Here is a 17,881-nt window from a genome sequence, read left to right on the forward strand (position 1 = left end):
GCCTTTTCTGTCTTCACGATGCGCGAGCCTTAGCGCGGGCGGTTGCCGCCCTGGCCGGCGCGCGCCGGGCGGGCATGCCACTTGCTTTTCGGGCGCGCGTAATTGCGAGGCTTTTCGCCCTGCGGCGCGCCGTCGCGGCGTTCGAAGCTGCCCCCGTCGCGGCGTTCGAAATTGCCGCCCTCACGCCGCGGCTGATCCGCGCGCGGGCCGCCTTCGCGGCGGGGCTGATCGCCGCGTGCCGGATTGGGGCGCGGACCGCGCTGCGAGGCATGCTGCCCATTCGGCTTCTGGAAGGCGCGGCCGTTGCGGCCGTTCTGCTCGTCGCGGCTCATCGGCACCGGCGAGCGGCTCGCCTTGATCCTGGCCGATTCCGCCAGGAAGCCCTCGGGAAGCGGCACGACGGTGATCTTCTGACGGGTCAGCTTCTCGATATCGCGCAGATAGGGCTTCTCGTCATCGGCGCAGAAGCTGATGGCGAGGCCGGTGGCGCCGGCGCGCGCGGTGCGGCCGATGCGATGGACATATTGGTCCGGCACGTTCGGCAGCTCGAAATTGAAGACATGGCTGACGCCCGACACGTCGATGCCGCGCGCGGCGATGTCGGTGGCGACGAGGATCTTGACCTTGCCGGCCTTGAACTCGCCGAGCGCGCGCTCGCGCTGCGGCTGCGACTTGTTGCCGTGGATCGCGTTCGAGGCGATGCCGCTGCCGGCGAGCAGCTTCACGACGCGGTCGGCGCCATGCTTGGTGCGGGTGAAGATCAGGGCGCGGTCGATCGCGGGATCGCGCAGCATGATCGTCAGCAGCGACTGCTTCTCGGCCTGCTGGACGTGCGTCACGCGCTGCTCGACGCGTTCGGCGGTGGTCGCCTCGGGCGTGACCTTCACTTCGACGGGGTTCTTGATGAACTGGCCGGCGAGTTCGCGGATCGTCTTGGGCATCGTCGCCGAGAAGAACAGGGTCTGGCGCTTGGCCGGCAGCTCGCGGACGATCCGCTTGAGCGCGTGGATGAAGCCCAGATCCATCATCTGATCGGCCTCGTCGAGAACGAGGATCTCGATGCCGAGCATGATCGCATAGCATTGGTCGAGCAGATCGACGAGGCGGCCGGGCGTTGCGACGAGGATATCGACGCCGCGGGCGAGATCGGTCTTGTTCTTGTGGACGGAGGTGCCGCCGAAGCAGGTCATCACGCTGAGGCGCGTGCCCTTCGCGTAATGGCGGGCGCTCTCGGCGATCTGGCTGGCGAGCTCACGCGTCGGCGCGAGGACGAGCATCCGGCAGCCGCGCGGCTGGGCGCGCTTGCCCGACGCGACGAGACGGTCGATCGAGGGCAGCATGAACGCGGCGGTCTTGCCGGTGCCGGTCTGGGCGATGCCGAGCAGGTCGCGGCCTTCGAGCAGCGACGGGATCGACTGTTCCTGGATCGGGGTGGCCTTGCTGTAGCCCTTGGCTTCAAGCGCGGCGAGAACGGTCTGCGAGAGACCGAGCTGGTTGAATTGCATTATGAACCTTCATGAATCGGCTCGGCGCGCAGCATGACGGGCGCGCGAAAGCGGGGTCAAAAAATGACGACCCGCGTGATAAGGGAAGCCGGAGAATATGGACCGAGGCAGAGCCGGAGCTTGGCCGCTCCATCACGCTGCATGATGCCTCGATGCCGGGGATATGGCAGGAAAGCTTACTTATGTCAAGGTTAGGGGCCGCTCAGCCGCCGCAGCCGGACGACTTGGCCGAGCCGGCGGCTTGTCGGCCATTGGCAAAACGCAACGAGAGCTCCTTCAGCGCGCGTCCTGCAATTTCGTCGTTCCGCGTTGCTGAGATTTGGCCGTACAGTGTCTCCGCCTCCGAAAATTCGGTTGGCGAGCAAAAGGCGTCTTCCCCCACATAAGGGATATAGCGGGCACCATATCCCAAGGTTACGCACGTGCCGCTTTCGGTGCAGCGCTTGCGCGGGGTCAGACCTGCGCAGGCATATGCAAACTCCTGACCGAAACCATTTTCCGCCGCTTGTTTTTCGAAATCACTCCAGCATGCCTTGGCGCCCGATCCTGCGGTTTTCCGTGCGCAGTTGCACGATTTCTCGGCGAGGCGCTGCAGCTTGGGGATGTTCGGCCTCGCTACATAAAAGCGCACTGCCGCCATTGGGAGCGCGATCGCGGCGACCGCGATCAGGCAGACTATCGCCGTCAGCGCGGGCGAGAGTTCCTTCACGGCAATGGTTTCCCATCCTCGCCGACCGGCACGCGGAGTGGCTTGCCCTGATCGATGACGAAGGCGCTGACGACGCGCGCGGTCTCCGGGCCGACGCTCCTGGCCGCGTGCGGGGTGCCGCGCGGGATCAGCGTGCTGTCTCCGGCGTGCTTGATCATGACCTGATCGCCGATGCGGAATTCGATACTGCCCTGGACGATATAGGCCATCTCGACGCCGGGATGGACATGGAGCGGCACGCCTTCGCCGGGCTTGTAGATGCCGCCACGCAACTGGACCTGGGTGGGGCCGGCGCCGGCGAGGATGTCGTATCTGAGGTCAGGCGGCGGAGGGAGGCTGTCCTGCCCGAGCAACGGCGTGGCGGCGAGCAGGAGCGGGGTGGGGAGGAGGATGCGCATGGGGCGAGGGTGGCTTGGTTACGTTACGCACACAACCATTCTTCGCCGGGATGACGGTTAGGGGGTAAATTCCCGCTCGCGATAGTCGAACCAGTCGAAATCGGCGTGGCGGCCGGCGCCGCTCATGTCCTGGCAGGCGATGCCGATGAACGCGCCGGTGAAATTGGGCTGGCCCGGCGCGCTGGCTTCGTCGGAGAGGATCGAGGCGTCGAACTGTCCGGGGAGCCAGCGCCATTCGCCGTCCGTGCGCCAGGCGAAGCGGAGGCGTTCGTAATCGACCTCGCAGCGCAATTCGATGCGGCCTGTGGGGATCGCGACGGGCGTGGTGAAGGCGTCGGCCTGCGGGCTGTCGGGGAGGGCGGACATCACGCGGAGGTGGCGGCCGATCTCTTCGTCATGGCTGACATGGAGGTAGTGGAATTTGGCGGCGTTGTAATAGGCGACGAGGCCGGCGGCCTGCTGGAAATGCAGCGGTTCGAAGTCCATCGCGGTGGTCGCGGTATAGCAGAACGCCTGTTGGCGACGGGCGACCAGCGACTGGACGAACAGGCTGCCGATCGTCTCGCGGCCATGGAGGCGGAGATGGCCGGGGCGGGCGGACAGGCTGAAGATCCGGCCGGGCTCGGGGGTGCGGAGCCATTGGAAATCGATCGGCAGCTCCGGCCGGTCGAACTCGTCGCGCTGGTGGGTATCGGCCTTGGGTGCGGCTTCGACGCTAGGCAGCCCCGAGCCGTCGAGGGTGTAGAGCCAGCCGTCATCATCCCAGCGCATGCGCTGGAGCGCGGTCTCGCGGCCCAGCACGCAGCGGCCGCGATTGGGCAGCGGTCGGCCGCATAGATAGGCCAGATAGGGTGTCCCGTCGGGTGTCTCGACCAGATCGGCATGGCCGGCGCGCTGGAGGGGCGCGTCGGGGCGGGTCCGCGCGCTGAGGATATAGGTGTCGGGATGGAGCTCGTAGGGGCCGGTCAGCGCACGCGCGCGGGCCATGGTCACGGCGTGGTTCCAGCCGGTGCCGCCCTCGGCGGTGAGCAGGTAATAATAGCCGCCGCGCCGATAGAGGTGCGGGGCCTCGGTGAGCCCGAGCGGCGTGCCGGGGAAGATGTTGACGCGCTCGCCGATCAGCTTTTGCTCGGCGGGGCTGTATTCCTGGAGGACGATGCCGGCGAAGCGGTTGCGGCCGGGGCGGTGGTCCCAGAGCTGGTTGACCAGATATTTGCGGCCGTCTTCGTCATGGAATAGCGAGGGATCGAAGCCCGAGCTGTTGAGGTGGATCGGATCGGACCAGTCGCCGTCCACGGTGTCGCAGGTGACGAGGTAATTGTGGAAGTCGCGGAGTGATGCCCCCGATGCGCCGCCGGTGGTGGTGCGGCCATAGCGCTTCACATCGGTGTAGATGAGGTGGAAGCGCTCGCCGTCATGGCTCAGGCACGGCGCCCATACCCCGCAGCTATCGGGGTCGCCGCGCATGTCGAGCTGGCTGGCGCGGTTGAGGGGTCTTGCGATCAGCGTCCAGTTCTCGAGATCGCGGCTGTGATGGATCTGGACGCCGGGAAACCATTCGAAGGTCGAAGTGGCGATGTAATAATCCTCGCCGACGCGCACGATCGAGGGATCGGGATTGAAGCCGGGAAGGATCGGATTGCGGATCATGCGGCTTTCCGGGCGCGAAGTTCGATGGCCAGGCCCAGCACGAGCAGCAGCAATCCGAAGCCGAAGCCGACATAGCCCGCCACCCCGACCGTGCCGATGCCGTGCCAGCCGAGATAGGCCGCGGTCGCGCCGCCGAGCACGATCGGGATGATGCCGCTCTCGCGTTGCGCCACGCCGGGCTTGACCACCATCGTCCACAGGATCGCGGCGGCGATCAGGTCCATCACCGCCAGCGCGACGAAGAAGGGCGTGTAGCCGATCTGCGTAACCAGCGCGCCGATCAGCAGCGTGAAGATCATCACGCCAAGGTTCGCCATCGTCCCGGCCATGCCGGCGACGGTGCCCATCTCGTTCTTGCGGAACAGATCGGTGGCGAGGGTGATGCAGGTGACCGACAGCGTCTGGTGCGCGAAGGCGCCGATGCTGAGCAGGGCCACCGCCATATACGGGCTGGTGACGCTGCCGACGAAAAGCATGCTGGTCATCAGCGCCGCGCCGAGGGTGAAGGTCCAGCGGCGGGCGTCGATCAGGGCGATGCCGCGGCGCTCGAGCCAGACCACCACTGCCGGGCCGAACAGGCAGCCGAGATCGGCGGCGATGAAGGGCAGGATCACCGCGATCGCGAGCTCCTTGAGGTCGAAGCCACGAACCTCGCTGAGATAGAGCGGCAGCCAGAAGGTCAGCGTCGCCCAAGTCGGGTCGGCGAGGAAGCGGGGCAAGGCGATGCCCCAGAAATTGCGGCGGCCGAGCAGCGACAGCACCGGCGGCTTGTCGCCCGCCGCCTGGATATGCGCTTCCTGACCAGATTGGATCAGCTTCAGTTCCTCGGGCGAAAGCTCGGGATGCGCTTCGGGCGCGCGATAGTAACGCAGCCACAGCAGCACCCACAGCAACGCCAGACCGGCGGCGATGTAGAAGGCGGCGCGCCAGTCCCACCATACGATCGAGATCGCGACCAGCGGCCCGGCCAGCGCGATCCCCGCCGAGGCGCCGAGATTGTAGATGCCGCCGGCGAAGCCGCGCTCCTTCGCCGGAAACCATTCGGAGACGACCTTGAGGCCCAGCGTGTGCGAGGTGCCTTCGGCGAAGCCCAGGGCGCCGCGCAGCGCCGCCAGTCCCTGCCAATTGACCACCCAGCCATGCGCCGCGATCAGCACCGCCCAGGCGGTGGCGAAGATCGCCATGCCGGTGCGCAGGCCGATGCGGTCGAGAATATAGCCGACCACCGGCTGCATCATGATGAAGCCCTGAAACACGCCGGTGACCCAGCTATATTGCTCCTTGGTCATCGGCACGTCTGCCTTGAAGGCGTCGGTGGCGACGGCGACGCCGAGGGTCTGGCGGACAAGATAGTTGATGATCGTGCCGAGCATCACGATGGCGATGATCCACCAGCGGAGTGCCCGCGTGCGTTGCCAGAAGGTCATGGCCTCTCCCCTCGGACGTCTTTGGTCCGTTAGCGCTAACAGTGCGGGGAAGCGGCGCGGAGGGCAAGGGGAATTGTCGGCGTTTGCGTCCGACCTTGTCATCCCGGACTTGTTCCGGGATCCATCGTGCCGCGCGCGATGGCCTGGAACCGCTCGCTTCATATCAAGCCGCCTGGTGGGCCCAGGAACAAGTCGGTGCTTATCCCGCTCGAACATGTGCGGTTCCCCGGCGGAGGCCGGGGCCCAGTTGGGGGACGGATATTGGCGAGTGCAGCACTTCGTTACGGCGACCTCTCCACCTGGGCCCCGGCCTTCGCCGGGGAACCACAGGAGACACATGCTCGAATGGGATAAATACTGAACAAGTTCGGGGTGACAATTTGCGTTGCGAATGATGTTTGAACGCAAAGCGCGGGATGCCGCGCTTCCACCGCGCGCCTATATCCCTCCCATGAGCAACGACCCCATCAGCGACGATATCGCCTGGGCGGCCTTCGAGGCGCGTGACCGCGGCTTTGACGGGCGGGTGATCGGGGCGGTGACCACCACCGGCATTTACTGCAAGCCGAGCTGCCCGGCGCGGCGCCCGAAGCGCGAGCATGTCGTGTTTTACGCCGATGCCGAAGCGGCGCGTGCAGCCGGCTACCGCGCCTGCATGCGCTGCAAGCCCGACGAGGTCGGGCGCGACCGGATCGCGGTGGCGCGGGCAGTGGCGCTGATCGAGGCGGCGGAGGAGAGCGTGTCGCTCGATGAAGTCGCGGCGGCGGTCGGTTATGCGCCGCACCATTTCCACCGGCTGTTCAAGCGCGCGACCGGCGTGACCCCGGCGGCCTATGCGCGCGGGATAAAGGCGCGGCGCGCGGCGCGGGCGCTGGCCAGCGAGGAGCGCGTTACCGATGCGATCTACGAGGCCGGCTATTCGGCGCCGAGCCGTTTCTACGAGACCGCCAATGCCCGGCTGGGGATGACTCCGAGCGTATGGAAACGCGGCGGGGCCGGGGTGACGATCCGCTGGACCGTCGCCGAGACCAGCCTTGGCCCGCTGCTGATCGCGGCGACCGACAAGGGGCTGTGCCGGGTCGCGTTCGATGAGGACAGCTTGAGCCTGGCGCGGCGCTTTCCGGCGGCCGAGATCGTGGCCGGCGGCGCGGCGCTGGCGGCGCTCGCGGCCCGGGTGGTGTCCGAGGTCGAATCGCCCGGGCGCGATACCGATCTGCCGGTCGATGTGCAGGGCACGGCGTTTCAGGAAGCGGTGTGGAATGCGCTCAGGGCGATCCCGGCGGGCGAGACGCTCAGCTATGCGCAGCTGGCGGCGGCGGCGGGCAATCCAGGCGCGGTGCGCGCGGCGGGAACCGCGTGTGGGACCAATCCAGTAGCTGTGGTGGTGCCATGCCACCGGGTGCAACGGGCGGATGGCGGCATCGGCGGCTATGCCTGGGGCCCAGACCGCAAACGGGCGCTGCTAAAGCGCGAAGGTGTGGAGGACTGAAAAATCCTCTCCCTTTCGGGAGAGGAGAGCCGCGTAGCGGCGAAGGTGAGGGTTAGGTCGAAACGATCAGTTACCAGCCGTTTCGACCTAACCCTCACCCCGACCCTCTCCCAAGGGGAGAGGGAGAAGAGAGTTACTTCACGGCCGGCGGACCCTCGGCGCCCGCAGTGCAGCGATACACCAGCTTCTCGTTATAGACCGCTGGCAGCGCGGCGCGGATCGCCTGTTGCTGGGTGGCCAGCTCGGCGCGCTTGGCCTGGTCCGGCGAGCAGGTCTTGAGCGGCACGCCCTTCCGCAGCCCGCGCGCCTTGGCCATCTGCTCGGACGACAGCAGATAGCGGGTGTGGGTATAGGTGCTGGTGCCGGGATCATAGTCGAGCACCGAGACGGTCTGCTCCTGATCGGGGACGAGGATGCGCTGCCAGTGTCCGCTCGCCTCGGCATATTGGGTGCGGCCGTTGATGCAGCCGTCCTCGCCGAGATCGAGATCGACCTTGTCGGTGGCGGTGACGGTCACGCGGCTGCGCTCGGGCACCAGCGTGCAGACCAGGCGGCCTTTCGCGGCCTCGCCGGGCAGCGTGCCGCCGCCGAGCTTGGGGACCGGCATCACCTTGGATTCGTCGAAGCTCGGGCGGCTGAAGAACAAAGCGATGGCGCCGAGCATCAATATGCCGCCGCCGGCCGCCACCCAGATCGCCTCGCGCTGGCGGTCGCGCGACAGCAACAGCCCGCCGCCGCCCAGCGCCAGCGCGCCGAAGACCAGCAGCAGGGCCGCGCCGGCCATATAATTCTCGCGCGTCGATTCGTTGCGGTTGCGCGCCTGGGCGATGGCGTCCTGGCGTTCGGACTCGGTCCTGGCGGCATTGCTGCGGGCCAGCGCCTCGGCATCGGCGCGCGCCTTTTCGTCGGCGTCGCGCTCCTGCGCCATCTGCTCCTCGACGCTGGTGCACGGCACGGCGACCTGGCCGACCGGCTGTTTGGCTTCGGCGAGGAAGGCGGCCAGTTCCTTGCCCGAGATCGCGAAGGCGAAGGTCGCGTCGCCCTCGTCGGCGCGGGTGATCGCCGAATTGACCCCGAGCACGCGGCCGCAGCGATCGAGCAGCGGGCCGCCCGAATTGCCGCGGGCGATATTGGCGGTGTGAAGCAGCACGCTCGTGCCCTGCAGCGTACGCATGCCGGCGAACCCGCCCTGCGAGCGCACCGGCGATTGCGGCCGGATGAAATCGCCCGCCGAGCGGACGGTCGCCATATCGACATTGCCCGGATAGCCGAGCGCGAACAACGCCTCGCCGTCCGAAGGCGCGCCGGTGTAGAGCGTGAGCGCGGGCAGGCGGGCGCCGGTGAACTCGATCAGCGCGAGATCGCGACTGGTGTCGATCTTGATCAGCTTGCCCTGGAACGACTTGTCGCCCTCGCTCGGCACGACGCCGATCACGACATTGTCGGGATAGCGTTGCGCGAGATCGACGACGTGCGCGTTGGTGACGATCCGGTTGGGCGCGACCGCGAAGCCGCTGCCATGACCGAAGCCGACCACCTCGTCGCCGACCACCGCGATGGTGACGATGCGGACGACGCCGCGGCCCGAGGCCGAGATATCGTCGGCGCGCGCGGGGGAGGCGCCCCAGACCAGCACCAGCGCCACCAGCATCAGCAACCGCCGCATCATAACTCCGCCCTACGCAAAATCGAGGCGCAGAGCTTTCGGGCAAAACCGCGCGCCGTTCAAGCGCCCGTGGCTATTGTCATTGGGCGCCGTCTTCCGCCGGCTTGCCGGCCTTTTCCAGCAAGCGATTCAGCATCTCACGCGCAGTCTCGTGCGTCGCAATGCCGGCCAGTGCCTGCTTCTCGCGCGCCTTGTCTTCCTTTTCCCGTTCGGCATCCGTTTTTGTCTTGTCGGGCAATTGCAGCGCAGCGACCCGGATCGTGTTGATCGCATCCTGGATCATGCCGCGCTGTTCATAGTCCTTAGCGAGCTGGTAGCGCAGCTCGTCGTCCTGCGGCACGAGCTCGACCGCGCGAAACAGTCCTGCCTGGGCGCTGCGCGGCGGCGCCACGCCCTGGAGAACGAAGGTGTCGTAAAAGGCCTTGAAGACCTGAGGGTCGTCCTGGGTGAGCTTGGCGGCGGCGATGATCGGCGCCCGTGCGGCCGACCATGCGGCCGCGTCGGTCGATTTGGCAGCAACCAGTGCACGCGCTTTGCGGAGCCCATCGAAGGCCAGCGCCTTCGGATCGTTGGGAGCCACCGCGATCCAGCGATCGACGGCGTCGTTCAGCTCGGCGTCGTTCCCGACCATATACGCGCCCTCGGCACGGAGTTGCAGCGCGAAGGGGTCGTTGGCAAACGGCGCGGCGTCGCGCCGGAGCCGCTCGAAAAAGCGTTCGCCGTCTGCCTTGGGAATGCCGGAGGACAGGCGAATGTCGTAGAGCATCAGCGCCTGACGTGCGGGCGAGAGCGACGATATTTCGACATCGCCGAGGCTGACCGGCTTGAAGGTGATCGCGCGGCCGGGAAGCGCGTTGCGCCGCTTGCTATAGGCCTGAAGCTCGTTGTCGAGCTTGTCGAGATCGCCGAAAGCCGTGGTCGCGGCTTCGGCGAAGGATTTGCCCTGGTTGATCAGCAGCAGGTATTTCTCCAGCTGACCATCGCGCTTCCCGCCGAAGTGCAGATAATGGGTAAGCAGCCACCCTTCGGCATAGAGGATGTGCACGTCTTCGCCGAGCGCGCTATAGTCGCGGGCCTCGAGCAGCTTGCGCACCGGATACCATTGCGTGGTGGCGAAGGAGATATAGCGGCTGGCCGAAGCGTCGCCCATCCGGACGGTCAGGCTGTTATCCTTGATGTCGGTGGTGCCGATGAAATCCGCAAACCCCTCGACATACCAGAGCGGATAGGTCGCATTGAAATACTGGAACATGAAATGATGGGTGAGCTCGTGGAAGAGCACCAGCCGCGACGAGAAGCCCTGGCCCGCATAGCTTTCGGTGCTGATCACCGTGTAGGGGCCGCGGGCGGTGGCGCTGTAATAGCCCGCGACTCCGCGGCTGGGATGCGGCATGGTCTTCTGGACGGCGTCGAAGCTGTCGACGACGTAGATTTTCACCTTGATCGTCTTGGGCTCGTTCGCCAGTCCAGTCATCGCGCTTTGCGTCAGGTGGAGTTTCTCCAGGCGCATCGCCATCGCGCGCAGGCGTTCGTCACCGATCTCGCCATAGACGATAAAGTGGTTCGATTCCGCCTTCTTCCATTCGGCCTGCGCGACCGTCGGAAGCAGCAGCGCAAACGCCAGTATCATCTTGCGAAACATGTCGATTCCTCCCCCCCCCGTCGAGTCCGACCTGTATATCCTTTGGCCATGCCGCGGCAAGCGGCCCGGCGGACGTCACTTCGCGTCGGGCGTGTCGGTGTCGTCGGCCGGCTTGCCCTGAAGCTCGGCGAGCGCCGTCTCGGCCTTGCCGGCGTCGATCAGCGTGATCAGCTTCTGCGCGCGTTCGGCAAGTGCGGGAGAGTGCGGCTGGAAGGCGAGCGGGGCTAGCAGCACGCGTGCCGACGGCGCCTGACCTTCGCGGAGATACAGCGCCGCCCCGAGGAAGCGCAGGCCGCGATCCTGCGGCGCGAGTTCGAGCGCGCGCACCAGACCGTTACGGGCGGCCTGACTCGGCGCCTCGCGCGCGTCGCCGAAGCTCAGATAATAGCGGATCAGCGGACGGGGGTTATCGGGATCGAGCCGATTGGCGGCGATGATCGTCTGGCGGATCGCGGCCCAGCGGGCCTTGTCCCGATCTCCGGACTTGCGCGCGGCGAGCGACTGGGCCTGCGCCTTGAACAGATAGCCGTCCATCGCCTTGGGATCGGCGGCGATGGCGCGGCTGGCCGCTGCCTCACCGCCGGCGAAATCGCCGGCGTCGAGCGCGGCGCCGGCGAGGACGATCTGCGCGGCGGCGTCGTTCGGATAGGGCTCGGCCGCCTTGCGGGCATCGGCATAGACCGCCGCCGCTTCCTTGGCGCCGACACCGGCCTTGGAGCGGATGCGGACCTTCATCATCGCCGCCTCGCCGGCGCCAAGCTCGCGGATCGAAACATCGCCGATCGCCAGCGGGCCGGGCAGGCGATTGATCGCGAACTTGCCGAGCTTGTAGCGCTCCAGCTCCCTGTCGAGCGCGCGCAGGTCGCCGAACGCGGCGGTTGCCGCCGTCATCGGCTCGGTGCCGGCATTGATCGCGGCGACATATTTGCCGAGCTGGCCGGCGCGCGCCGGTTGGCCGATCATCAGATAATGGGTGAGCAGCCAGCCGCGTCCGTACAGCGCGTCACGCTGCTCGCCCTTCAGCTTGAACCCGTCGGCGACAAGCAATTTGTCGATCGGCAGCAGATTGCCGCGCATCAGCCCGACGCCGCGATAGAGCGGCGCCTCGCCGAAGGTTATTCCGCCATCCTTGTTGAACAGGGCGGTGGCGTGGAATTCGGCGAAGCCTTCGATGAACCATGCCGGAAGCGCCGAATTGGGCCACATCGCGCTCATGAAATGGTGGCCATATTCATGGAGCAGGATCGCCAGCGGCTTGAGGGCGATGTCGCTACTGTCGCCAGTGGTGCGCGGGATCACCGCCAGCGAGTTGCCGGCGCGGGGCGAATAGAAACCCGCGACCATCCGGTCGCCGATCAGGGCCGCGACATCGTCGCTATCGTCGACGACATAGACGGTGACCCGCGCCGAAGGGCCGACGGGTTCGTCGTGCAGACCACGCAGCACGCGCATGCCCTTGTCGAAGCGTTCGAGATGGGTGGCGAATTCGCGGAGCCGCTCGACGCTCTGCTGCGAATAGATCACGAAATGCGGAGTGCTCGCCTCGCGCCAATCGCCCTGCGCGGCCAGCGGCGTCAGCATGGCAAGCAATAGCAAGACGAAGCGCATCGAATCCCCCGGTCCTGCGGATGCTAATTGCGCTCGGCGTCTCGGGATAGCGCCAAAATGGACGTTCAGACGAAGCTGTAGGGATCGACGTCGACGGCGACGCGGACCTTCGGGCCCCAGCTCAGGCCGCCCAGCCATTCGCGGATCATGTCCTGCACGTCGAAGGCGCGGCGGGCATGGATCAGCAGGCGGAAGCGGTGGCGGCCGCGCAGCATCGCCAGCGGGGCGGGGGCGGGGCCGTAGACATGCATCTCGTCGCGCCGCGGGGCGGTGCGGCCGATCATCCGCGCGATTTCCTCGGCGGCGGCCTTGTCTTCGGAACTGACGATGATCGCGGCATAGCGGCCATAGGGCGGGGCGCCGGCGTCGCGGCGCGCCTCGGTCTCGGCGGCGTAGAAGCTGTCGGCGTCGCCGGAGACCAGCGCCCGCATCACCTGTGCGTCGGGGGCGTGGGTCTGGATATAGACGGTGCCGGGCTTCTCGCCGCGCCCGGCGCGCCCCGAGACCTGCATGATCTGCTGGAAGGTCCGCTCGGAAGCGCGCAGGTCGCCGCCGTCGAGCCCGAGATCGGCATCGACCACGCCGACCAGCGTGAGGTTGGGGAAATGATAGCCCTTGGTCACCAGCTGGGTGCCGATGACGATATCGATATCGCCATGCTCCATGCGGCTGACGAACTCGGCCGCGCGGGCCGGGGACCAGATCGTGTCCGAAGTGACCACGGCGGTGCGCGCCTCCGGGAAGATCGCCGCGACCTCATCGGCGATGCGCTCGACGCCGGGGCCGCAGGCGACCAGCGTGTCCTCGGACTTGCACTCCGGGCAGATCTCCGGCGTCGCCTCGACATGCCCGCAATGGTGGCAGGAAAGGCGGCGGATCAGCCGGTGCTCGACCATCCATGCCGTGCAGTTCGGACATTGGAAGCGGTGCCCGCAATGGCGGCACAGCGTCAGCGGGGCATAGCCGCGGCGGTTGAGGAACAGCAAGGATTGCTCGCCGCGTTCGAGCGTTTCCTCTAGCGCCTTGACCAGCCGCGGCGACAGCCAGCGGCCGCGCTCGGGCGGTTCCTGGATCAGGTCGATCGCTTCGATCCGCGGCATCTCGGCGGTGCCGAAGCGGATCGGCAGCTTGAGCTCCTCATAGCGGCCGAGCTCGACCTGGTGGCGGGTCTCGATCGCCGGCGTCGCGCTGGCGAGGATCACGGTGCATTCCTCGAAGAAACCGCGCATCACCGCCACGTCGCGGGCGTGGTAATGGACGCCCTCTTCCTGCTTGAAGCTGGTCTCGTGCGCCTCGTCGACGACGATCAGGCCGAGGTTCGGATAGGGCAGGAACAGCGCCGAGCGCGCGCCGACGGTGACCATCGCCTCGCCGCTGGCGATCGCCCGCCACGCCCGCCGCCGCTGTGAGGTGCGCAGCCCCGAATGCCAGGCGACCGGTTCGCAGCCGAAGCGCTTGGCGAAGCGGGTCAGGAACGGTTCGGTCAGCGCGATTTCGGGGAGCAGCACCAGCGTCTGCTTGCCCGAAGCCAAGGCCGCGGCGACGGCTTCGAAATAGACTTCGGTCTTGCCCGAACCGGTGACGCCGTCGAGCAGGAAGGTCTGGAACGCCCCGGCGCCGACCGATTGGCGCAGGATGCTGGCGGCATCGGCTTGCTCGGGCGACAGGTCGGGCGGGCCGAAATGCGGATCGGGCAGCGGATAGGGCGTGTCGGTATCGACCACCACCGCCTCGATCGCGCCGGCCTTGACCAGTCCGCGGATCACCCCTTCCGAAACATCGGCGATCGTCGCCAGCTCGCGGACCAGTCCCTGGCGGTCGCCGATGCGTTCGAGCGCCTGTTCGCGCTGGGGCGTGAGGCGATCGGGGACGATGCCGGTGGCGCGATATTCGGTGATCGTCGGCGCCGCCTCGAACGCCGCCGAGGTCCGCAGCGCCATCGCCAGCACCGCGGCCGGCGGGCTGAGATAATAGTTGGCGGTCCATTCGACGAGGCGGCGGACGGGGGCCGGGATAGGCGGCGCGTCGGATACGCCGAGCAACGGCCGCAGGCGATTGTCGCCGACCTCCGCGTCCGAAGGCATGCGCTCGGCTTCCCACACCACCCCGGCGAGCTGGCGCGGGCCCAGGGGCGCGACGACGATCGAGCCCGGCTTGACCTGCATGCCTTGGGGCACACGGTAGTCGAGCGGGCCGAGCGCGGAATTCATGACGAGGACACGGGCACGGGTCATCGCCGCCTCATATGGGGATTTGTGAGCGAAGCGGAATCCCGTATCGTCGGCCGAGGAGGATTCCATATGTTGCTTGTGGCCCTGATGCTCGCCCAGACCGTACCGCAATGCCCGGCGACCGATGTCAACCTGCCGGCGCCGCTCGCGGCATGGACGGCGCCGGGCGACGGGTTGAGCCCGGGCAAGGCGATGTGGCTGAGGGCTGGTGACCCCGCGAAGCTCGCCTGGCCGGTCGCCAACCCCAAACCGGGCAAAGCCAGCGTGATCGCATTCCGCGTCGATACGCCGGGTACCTATGGCGTGGCGCTGGATAAGGGCGGCTGGATCGACCTCTATCCGATAAAGGGCAAGACACCGCTCAAGTCGGTGCGCCACGGGCATGGCCCCGAATGCTCGTCGATCCGCAAGATCGTCTGGTTCGATCTGAAGCCGGCGACCTATCGGCTGACGGTCACCGGTCTGCAGGCCGATACGGTGAAGGCGATGCTCGTTCGCGAATAGGACGGGCGGGCGTTGGCGCTCCCCTCGCCCGGCTTGCAATGTAGGATTTGGCCTGCTTGGGTCCGGTGGCCGGATCGCCCCGGCCGCTCTTTGAACCGCTGAATATCGATGGCATGTCGCCTTGGTGTCGCGCATGTGGCGCGCACCTGTCGCGTTGGTGTCGCCTGCCTGTCGCGTATGTGACGCCCGCCTGTCGCGTCCGTGTCGCGAAACCGTCGCGTCGCCGCAACCGCCTCAGAGCGCGCGAATGTTGCGTACCCCGAAAACACTAAACTTCCTCAACATTCGCGGCCCTAATCGCCGCTGCCACTGAAGCTGGCGACGTTGAACGCCAGGGTGAAGGTCGCGGCATGGTCCATCTGGTCGCGGCGGCCGTCGCGGCCGAAGCGATACTGGTTGAGATAGCCGATCTCGCCGCGGACCTTGCCGATCAGCGGCAGCGAAATCCCCACCGCGTTGCGCATGCGCTCATATCCGCCCCTCTGGCCCCAGGACGTGGTGTTGACGTTCCAGAAATGCTCCTGTGTGGCGAACAGCTTGAGCCCGGAATCGTTGAGCGGCGTGTCGAAGGCCAGCCGCGGGCGTACCCGCAGGCCGACCGCGCCGCCAAGGCTGTTGAAGCGCTGCTCGGTGCGCAGCCTTCCCGAAAAGCCCGAGCCGAGGGGCACCAGGATCATCTGGCGCAGCCGCTCTTCATTGGGCAGGCGCACGCCTTTGTTCCAGTCCTCGACATGACGATAGCCGATCGACAGCTCGATGCCGCTTTCGGTCGTGTGCGTGAACAATGCCCCAGCCTCGGCGTGCGCGAAGCCCTCGGCGCGGTCGCTGAAGCGACCGATGCCTTCCAGCGTCACCTTCTCGCGGTCGCCGATCGCGATCGTGCCGTTGGTCTGGAGCCAGAGCTGCTCGTCCTCCTGCTGCGCGGCGGCGGGTGCGGCGATCAGCAGGAGCGGGAAAAGATAGCGGAACATTCGGCCCTCCTAGACCGGATCGCGTCGCGTTTGTTGCAAAAGTGTAATAGAACATTTAGAGAACACGGAGACTTGAATGAGGGAGAGGCCCGATGATCTTGAGCGTGATGGCGCTGGCGATGGCGGCGCAGCCTTGTACGAAATCGGCGGAATTGCCGCGCGAGCTTTCCGGATGGGCGCGCGCAGGCGAGGGCCTCGACACCCGTCACGCGACCCTGCTCAGCCCGCGCGGCGGACGGATCGAGACGCGGGTGACGATCCGCAAGGCGGGCATTTTCGGCATCGCGATCGACCGCGAAGGCTGGATCGATGTCGCGCCGGCGCGCGGCAAGCCGCTGCGGATGGCGTCGGAGAATCGCGGGCCGCGCTGCTCGGGGATCCGCAAGATCGTCCGCTACCGGTTGCGGCCGGGCGCGTATCGCGTCACCGTCGCCAGGCTCGACGGCAAGCAGGTGCGGCTGATGCTGGTGCATGGTTTGCCCGCGCGGCGCTAAATGGGTAGGCGGTGGGCAAAGAAGCCACGGAGCCCCAAATGAAGTTCTTCGCCGACACCGCCGACACCGCCGACATTCGTGACCTGGCCGAAACCGGGCTGCTCGACGGCGTCACGACCAATCCGTCGCTGATCCACAAGGCGGGCCGCGATTTCCTCGAAGTGGTCAGGGAGATTTGCGGGATCGTCGACGGGCCGGTCTCGGCCGAAGTCGTCGCGCTCGATCATGCCGGGATGATGCGCGAGGCCGAGATCCTGCGGAAGATCGCCGACAATGTCGCGGTCAAGGTGCCGCTGACGATCGACGGGCTCAAGACCTGCAAGGCGCTGACCAATGACGGCACGATGGTCAACGTCACGCTCTGCTTCTCGCCCAACCAGGCGCTGCTCGCGGCCAAGGCCGGCGCGACCTTCGTCTCGCCCTTCGTCGGCCGGCACGACGATAACGGCTTCGACGGGATGGAACTGATCGCCGATATCCGGACGATTTACGACAATTACGACTTCGACACCGAGATCCTGGTCGCCAGCGTCCGCCACCCGATCCATGTGCTCGAAAGCGCCAAGATCGGTGCCGACGTGATGACCGCGCCGCCGGCGGTGATCCGCCAGCTGGTCAAGCATGTCCTGACCGACAAGGGCATCGAAGGCTTCCTCGCCGATTGGGCGAAGACCGGGCAGAAGATCGGGTGAGCTGATCAAATCCCTTCCGCTCCTCTACGCCCAGCACCTCGCCCGCGACCGGCGGCGTTCGGCGCATACCGTGCGGGCCTATGAAGCGACGGCGGTGCGGCTGGTGGCGTTCCTGCAAGGGCATTGGGGCGGCGAGGTCACGCGCGAAGCGCTCGCGGCGATCACCGCCGCCGATCTGCGCGCCTTCCTCGCCGCCCGCCGCAACGACGGGATCGGCAACGCCTCCGCCGCGCGCGAGCTTTCGGCGGTGCGCGGGTTCCTGAAATTCGTGGGTGAGGAGGGTGCCGAATTGCCCCGCCTGCGCGGGCCGCGCGTCAAGAAGGGCGTGCCGCGGCCGATCGCGCCGCACGAGGCGGTGGCGCTGGCCGAACTGGCGTCCGAAGAAGCCAGCGCGCCGTGGATCGCCGCGCGCGACTGGGCGGTGCTGTTGCTGCTCTATGGCGCGGGGCTTCGCATCGGCGAAGCGGTGGGCCTGACCGGCGCGGTGCTGCCGCTCGGCGCGACGCTGCGCGTGACCGGCAAGCGCGGCAAGACCCGGATCGTGCCGTTGCTGCCGCAGGTTCGCGATGCGATCGAAGCCTATGCCAGGAGCAATCCTTGGCCGGCATCCGCCAACGCGCCGCTGTTTCGCGGGGCCAAGGGCGGACCGCTGCCGCCCGGCGCGATCCGCAAATCGGTGCGCTCGGCCCGCACGGCGTTGGGGCTATCTGAGCGGACCACTCCCCACGCGCTGCGTCACAGCTTCGCGACACATTTGCTCGGGCGCGGCGCCGATCTGCGCGCGTTGCAAGAGCTGCTCGGCCATGCCAGCCTCAGCTCGACCCAGATCTACACCGCGGTCGATGCCGCGCATCTGCTCGATGTCTATCGCAACGCCCATCCCCGGGCGTGATCG

General features: G+C 67.1%; 15 protein-coding genes. 5 read left to right on the forward strand and 10 right to left on the reverse strand.

The window, feature by feature from the left end; translation table 11 throughout:
• Positions 1-29 precede the first annotated feature (29 nt).
• From KF730_RS15735 to KF730_RS15755, 5 genes are all read right to left on the reverse strand, one after another.
• Positions 30-1,505: a DEAD/DEAH box helicase gene (locus KF730_RS15735; RefSeq protein WP_294098935.1), complete on the reverse strand. Its 1,476-nt coding sequence runs from the start codon at positions 1,503-1,505 to the stop codon at positions 30-32.
• Between the two features lie 202 nt (positions 1,506-1,707).
• On the reverse strand, positions 1,708-2,214 hold the full coding sequence (locus KF730_RS15740; protein ID WP_294098936.1) for a hypothetical protein: 507 nt from the start codon (positions 2,212-2,214) through the stop codon (positions 1,708-1,710).
• A complete protein-coding gene (locus tag KF730_RS15745; RefSeq protein WP_294098939.1) occupies positions 2,211-2,612 on the reverse strand; it encodes a cupin domain-containing protein in 402 nt (133 codons plus the stop codon). Before KF730_RS15745 ends, KF730_RS15740 begins: the two co-directional genes overlap by 4 nt.
• 57 nt (positions 2,613-2,669) lie before the next feature.
• Positions 2,670-4,262: a glycoside hydrolase family 43 protein gene (locus tag KF730_RS15750; RefSeq protein WP_294098940.1), complete on the reverse strand. Its 1,593-nt coding sequence runs from the start codon at positions 4,260-4,262 to the stop codon at positions 2,670-2,672.
• A complete protein-coding gene (locus KF730_RS15755; protein ID WP_294098941.1) occupies positions 4,259-5,689 on the reverse strand; it encodes an MFS transporter in 1,431 nt (476 codons plus the stop codon). Before KF730_RS15755 ends, KF730_RS15750 begins: the two co-directional genes overlap by 4 nt.
• Positions 5,690-6,140: 451 nt before the next feature.
• Here KF730_RS15755 and ada point away from each other — a divergent pair, with 451 nt between their 5' ends.
• Positions 6,141-7,178 (forward strand): bifunctional DNA-binding transcriptional regulator/O6-methylguanine-DNA methyltransferase Ada, encoded by a 1,038-nt coding sequence (ada, locus tag KF730_RS15760; protein WP_294098943.1) that lies wholly within the window; start codon positions 6,141-6,143, stop codon positions 7,176-7,178.
• Between the two features lie 133 nt (positions 7,179-7,311).
• Here the strand turns inward: ada and KF730_RS15765 are convergent, their stop codons facing one another.
• The 4 genes from KF730_RS15765 to KF730_RS15780 form a co-directional block, all read right to left on the reverse strand.
• Positions 7,312-8,844, reverse strand: a complete 1,533-nt coding sequence (locus tag KF730_RS15765; protein WP_294098945.1) for a serine protease — start codon at positions 8,842-8,844, stop codon at positions 7,312-7,314.
• A 79-nt stretch (positions 8,845-8,923) separates the two neighbouring features.
• Positions 8,924-10,486, reverse strand: a complete 1,563-nt coding sequence (locus tag KF730_RS15770) for a hypothetical protein (RefSeq protein WP_294098948.1) — start codon at positions 10,484-10,486, stop codon at positions 8,924-8,926.
• 75 nt (positions 10,487-10,561) lie between these two features.
• Positions 10,562-12,067, reverse strand: coding sequence for a hypothetical protein (locus KF730_RS15775; RefSeq protein ID WP_294098950.1), 1,506 nt, complete (start codon positions 12,065-12,067; stop codon positions 10,562-10,564).
• A gap of 92 nt (positions 12,068-12,159) precedes the next feature.
• Entirely contained in the window at positions 12,160-14,328 is a 2,169-nt protein-coding gene (locus tag KF730_RS15780) for a primosomal protein N' (protein WP_294098952.1), read from the reverse strand.
• 66 nt (positions 14,329-14,394) lie between these two features.
• Here KF730_RS15780 and KF730_RS15785 point away from each other — a divergent pair, with 66 nt between their 5' ends.
• Positions 14,395-14,829, forward strand: coding sequence for a hypothetical protein (locus tag KF730_RS15785; protein WP_294098954.1), 435 nt, complete (start codon positions 14,395-14,397; stop codon positions 14,827-14,829).
• 293 nt (positions 14,830-15,122) lie between these two features.
• Here KF730_RS15785 and KF730_RS15790 read toward each other — a convergent pair whose 3' ends face one another.
• Positions 15,123-15,800, reverse strand: coding sequence for a DUF2490 domain-containing protein (locus tag KF730_RS15790; RefSeq protein ID WP_294098955.1), 678 nt, complete (start codon positions 15,798-15,800; stop codon positions 15,123-15,125).
• A 92-nt stretch (positions 15,801-15,892) separates the two neighbouring features.
• Between KF730_RS15790 and KF730_RS15795 the strand changes: the two genes are divergently transcribed.
• Genes KF730_RS15795 through KF730_RS15805 form a run of 3 tightly spaced genes read left to right on the forward strand, consistent with a single transcriptional unit; the run spans position 15,893 to position 17,878 of the window.
• On the forward strand, positions 15,893-16,294 hold the full coding sequence (locus KF730_RS15795; RefSeq protein ID WP_294098957.1) for a hypothetical protein: 402 nt from the start codon (positions 15,893-15,895) through the stop codon (positions 16,292-16,294).
• Between the two features lie 38 nt (positions 16,295-16,332).
• A complete protein-coding gene (gene fsa, locus KF730_RS15800; RefSeq protein WP_294098959.1) occupies positions 16,333-16,986 on the forward strand; it encodes a fructose-6-phosphate aldolase in 654 nt (217 codons plus the stop codon).
• Positions 16,987-16,990: 4 nt separating this feature from the next.
• The gene (locus tag KF730_RS15805; protein WP_294099913.1) at positions 16,991-17,878 is read left to right on the forward strand and encodes a tyrosine recombinase XerC; all 888 of its coding nucleotides are present in this window, start codon (positions 16,991-16,993) and stop codon (positions 17,876-17,878) included.
• Positions 17,879-17,881 lie beyond the last annotated feature (3 nt).

The organism is Sphingomonas sp., assembly GCF_019635515.1.
Taxonomy (GTDB): domain Bacteria; phylum Pseudomonadota; class Alphaproteobacteria; order Sphingomonadales; family Sphingomonadaceae; genus Sphingomonas.

Coding starts and splice junctions, on each gene's coding strand:
- KF730_RS15735 (WP_294098935.1), bottom strand. CDS start 1,505: ATGCAATTCAACCAGCTCGGTCTCTCGCAGACCGTTCTCGCCGCGCTT.
- KF730_RS15745 (WP_294098939.1), bottom strand. CDS start 2,612: ATGCGCATCCTCCTCCCCACCCCGCTCCTGCTCGCCGCCACGCCGTTG.
- KF730_RS15750 (WP_294098940.1), bottom strand. CDS start 4,262: ATGATCCGCAATCCGATCCTTCCCGGCTTCAATCCCGATCCCTCGATC.
- KF730_RS15755 (WP_294098941.1), bottom strand. CDS start 5,689: ATGACCTTCTGGCAACGCACGCGGGCACTCCGCTGGTGGATCATCGCC.
- ada (WP_294098943.1), top strand. CDS start 6,141: ATGAGCAACGACCCCATCAGCGACGATATCGCCTGGGCGGCCTTCGAG.
- KF730_RS15765 (WP_294098945.1), bottom strand. CDS start 8,844: ATGCGGCGGTTGCTGATGCTGGTGGCGCTGGTGCTGGTCTGGGGCGCC.
- KF730_RS15770 (WP_294098948.1), bottom strand. CDS start 10,486: ATGTTTCGCAAGATGATACTGGCGTTTGCGCTGCTGCTTCCGACGGTC.
- KF730_RS15775 (WP_294098950.1), bottom strand. CDS start 12,067: ATGCTGACGCCGCTGGCCGCGCAGGGCGATTGGCGCGAGGCGAGCACT.
- KF730_RS15780 (WP_294098952.1), bottom strand. CDS start 14,328: ATGACCCGTGCCCGTGTCCTCGTCATGAATTCCGCGCTCGGCCCGCTC.
- KF730_RS15785 (WP_294098954.1), top strand. CDS start 14,395: ATGTTGCTTGTGGCCCTGATGCTCGCCCAGACCGTACCGCAATGCCCG.
- KF730_RS15790 (WP_294098955.1), bottom strand. CDS start 15,800: ATGTTCCGCTATCTTTTCCCGCTCCTGCTGATCGCCGCACCCGCCGCC.
- KF730_RS15795 (WP_294098957.1), top strand. CDS start 15,893: ATGATCTTGAGCGTGATGGCGCTGGCGATGGCGGCGCAGCCTTGTACG.
- fsa (WP_294098959.1), top strand. CDS start 16,333: ATGAAGTTCTTCGCCGACACCGCCGACACCGCCGACATTCGTGACCTG.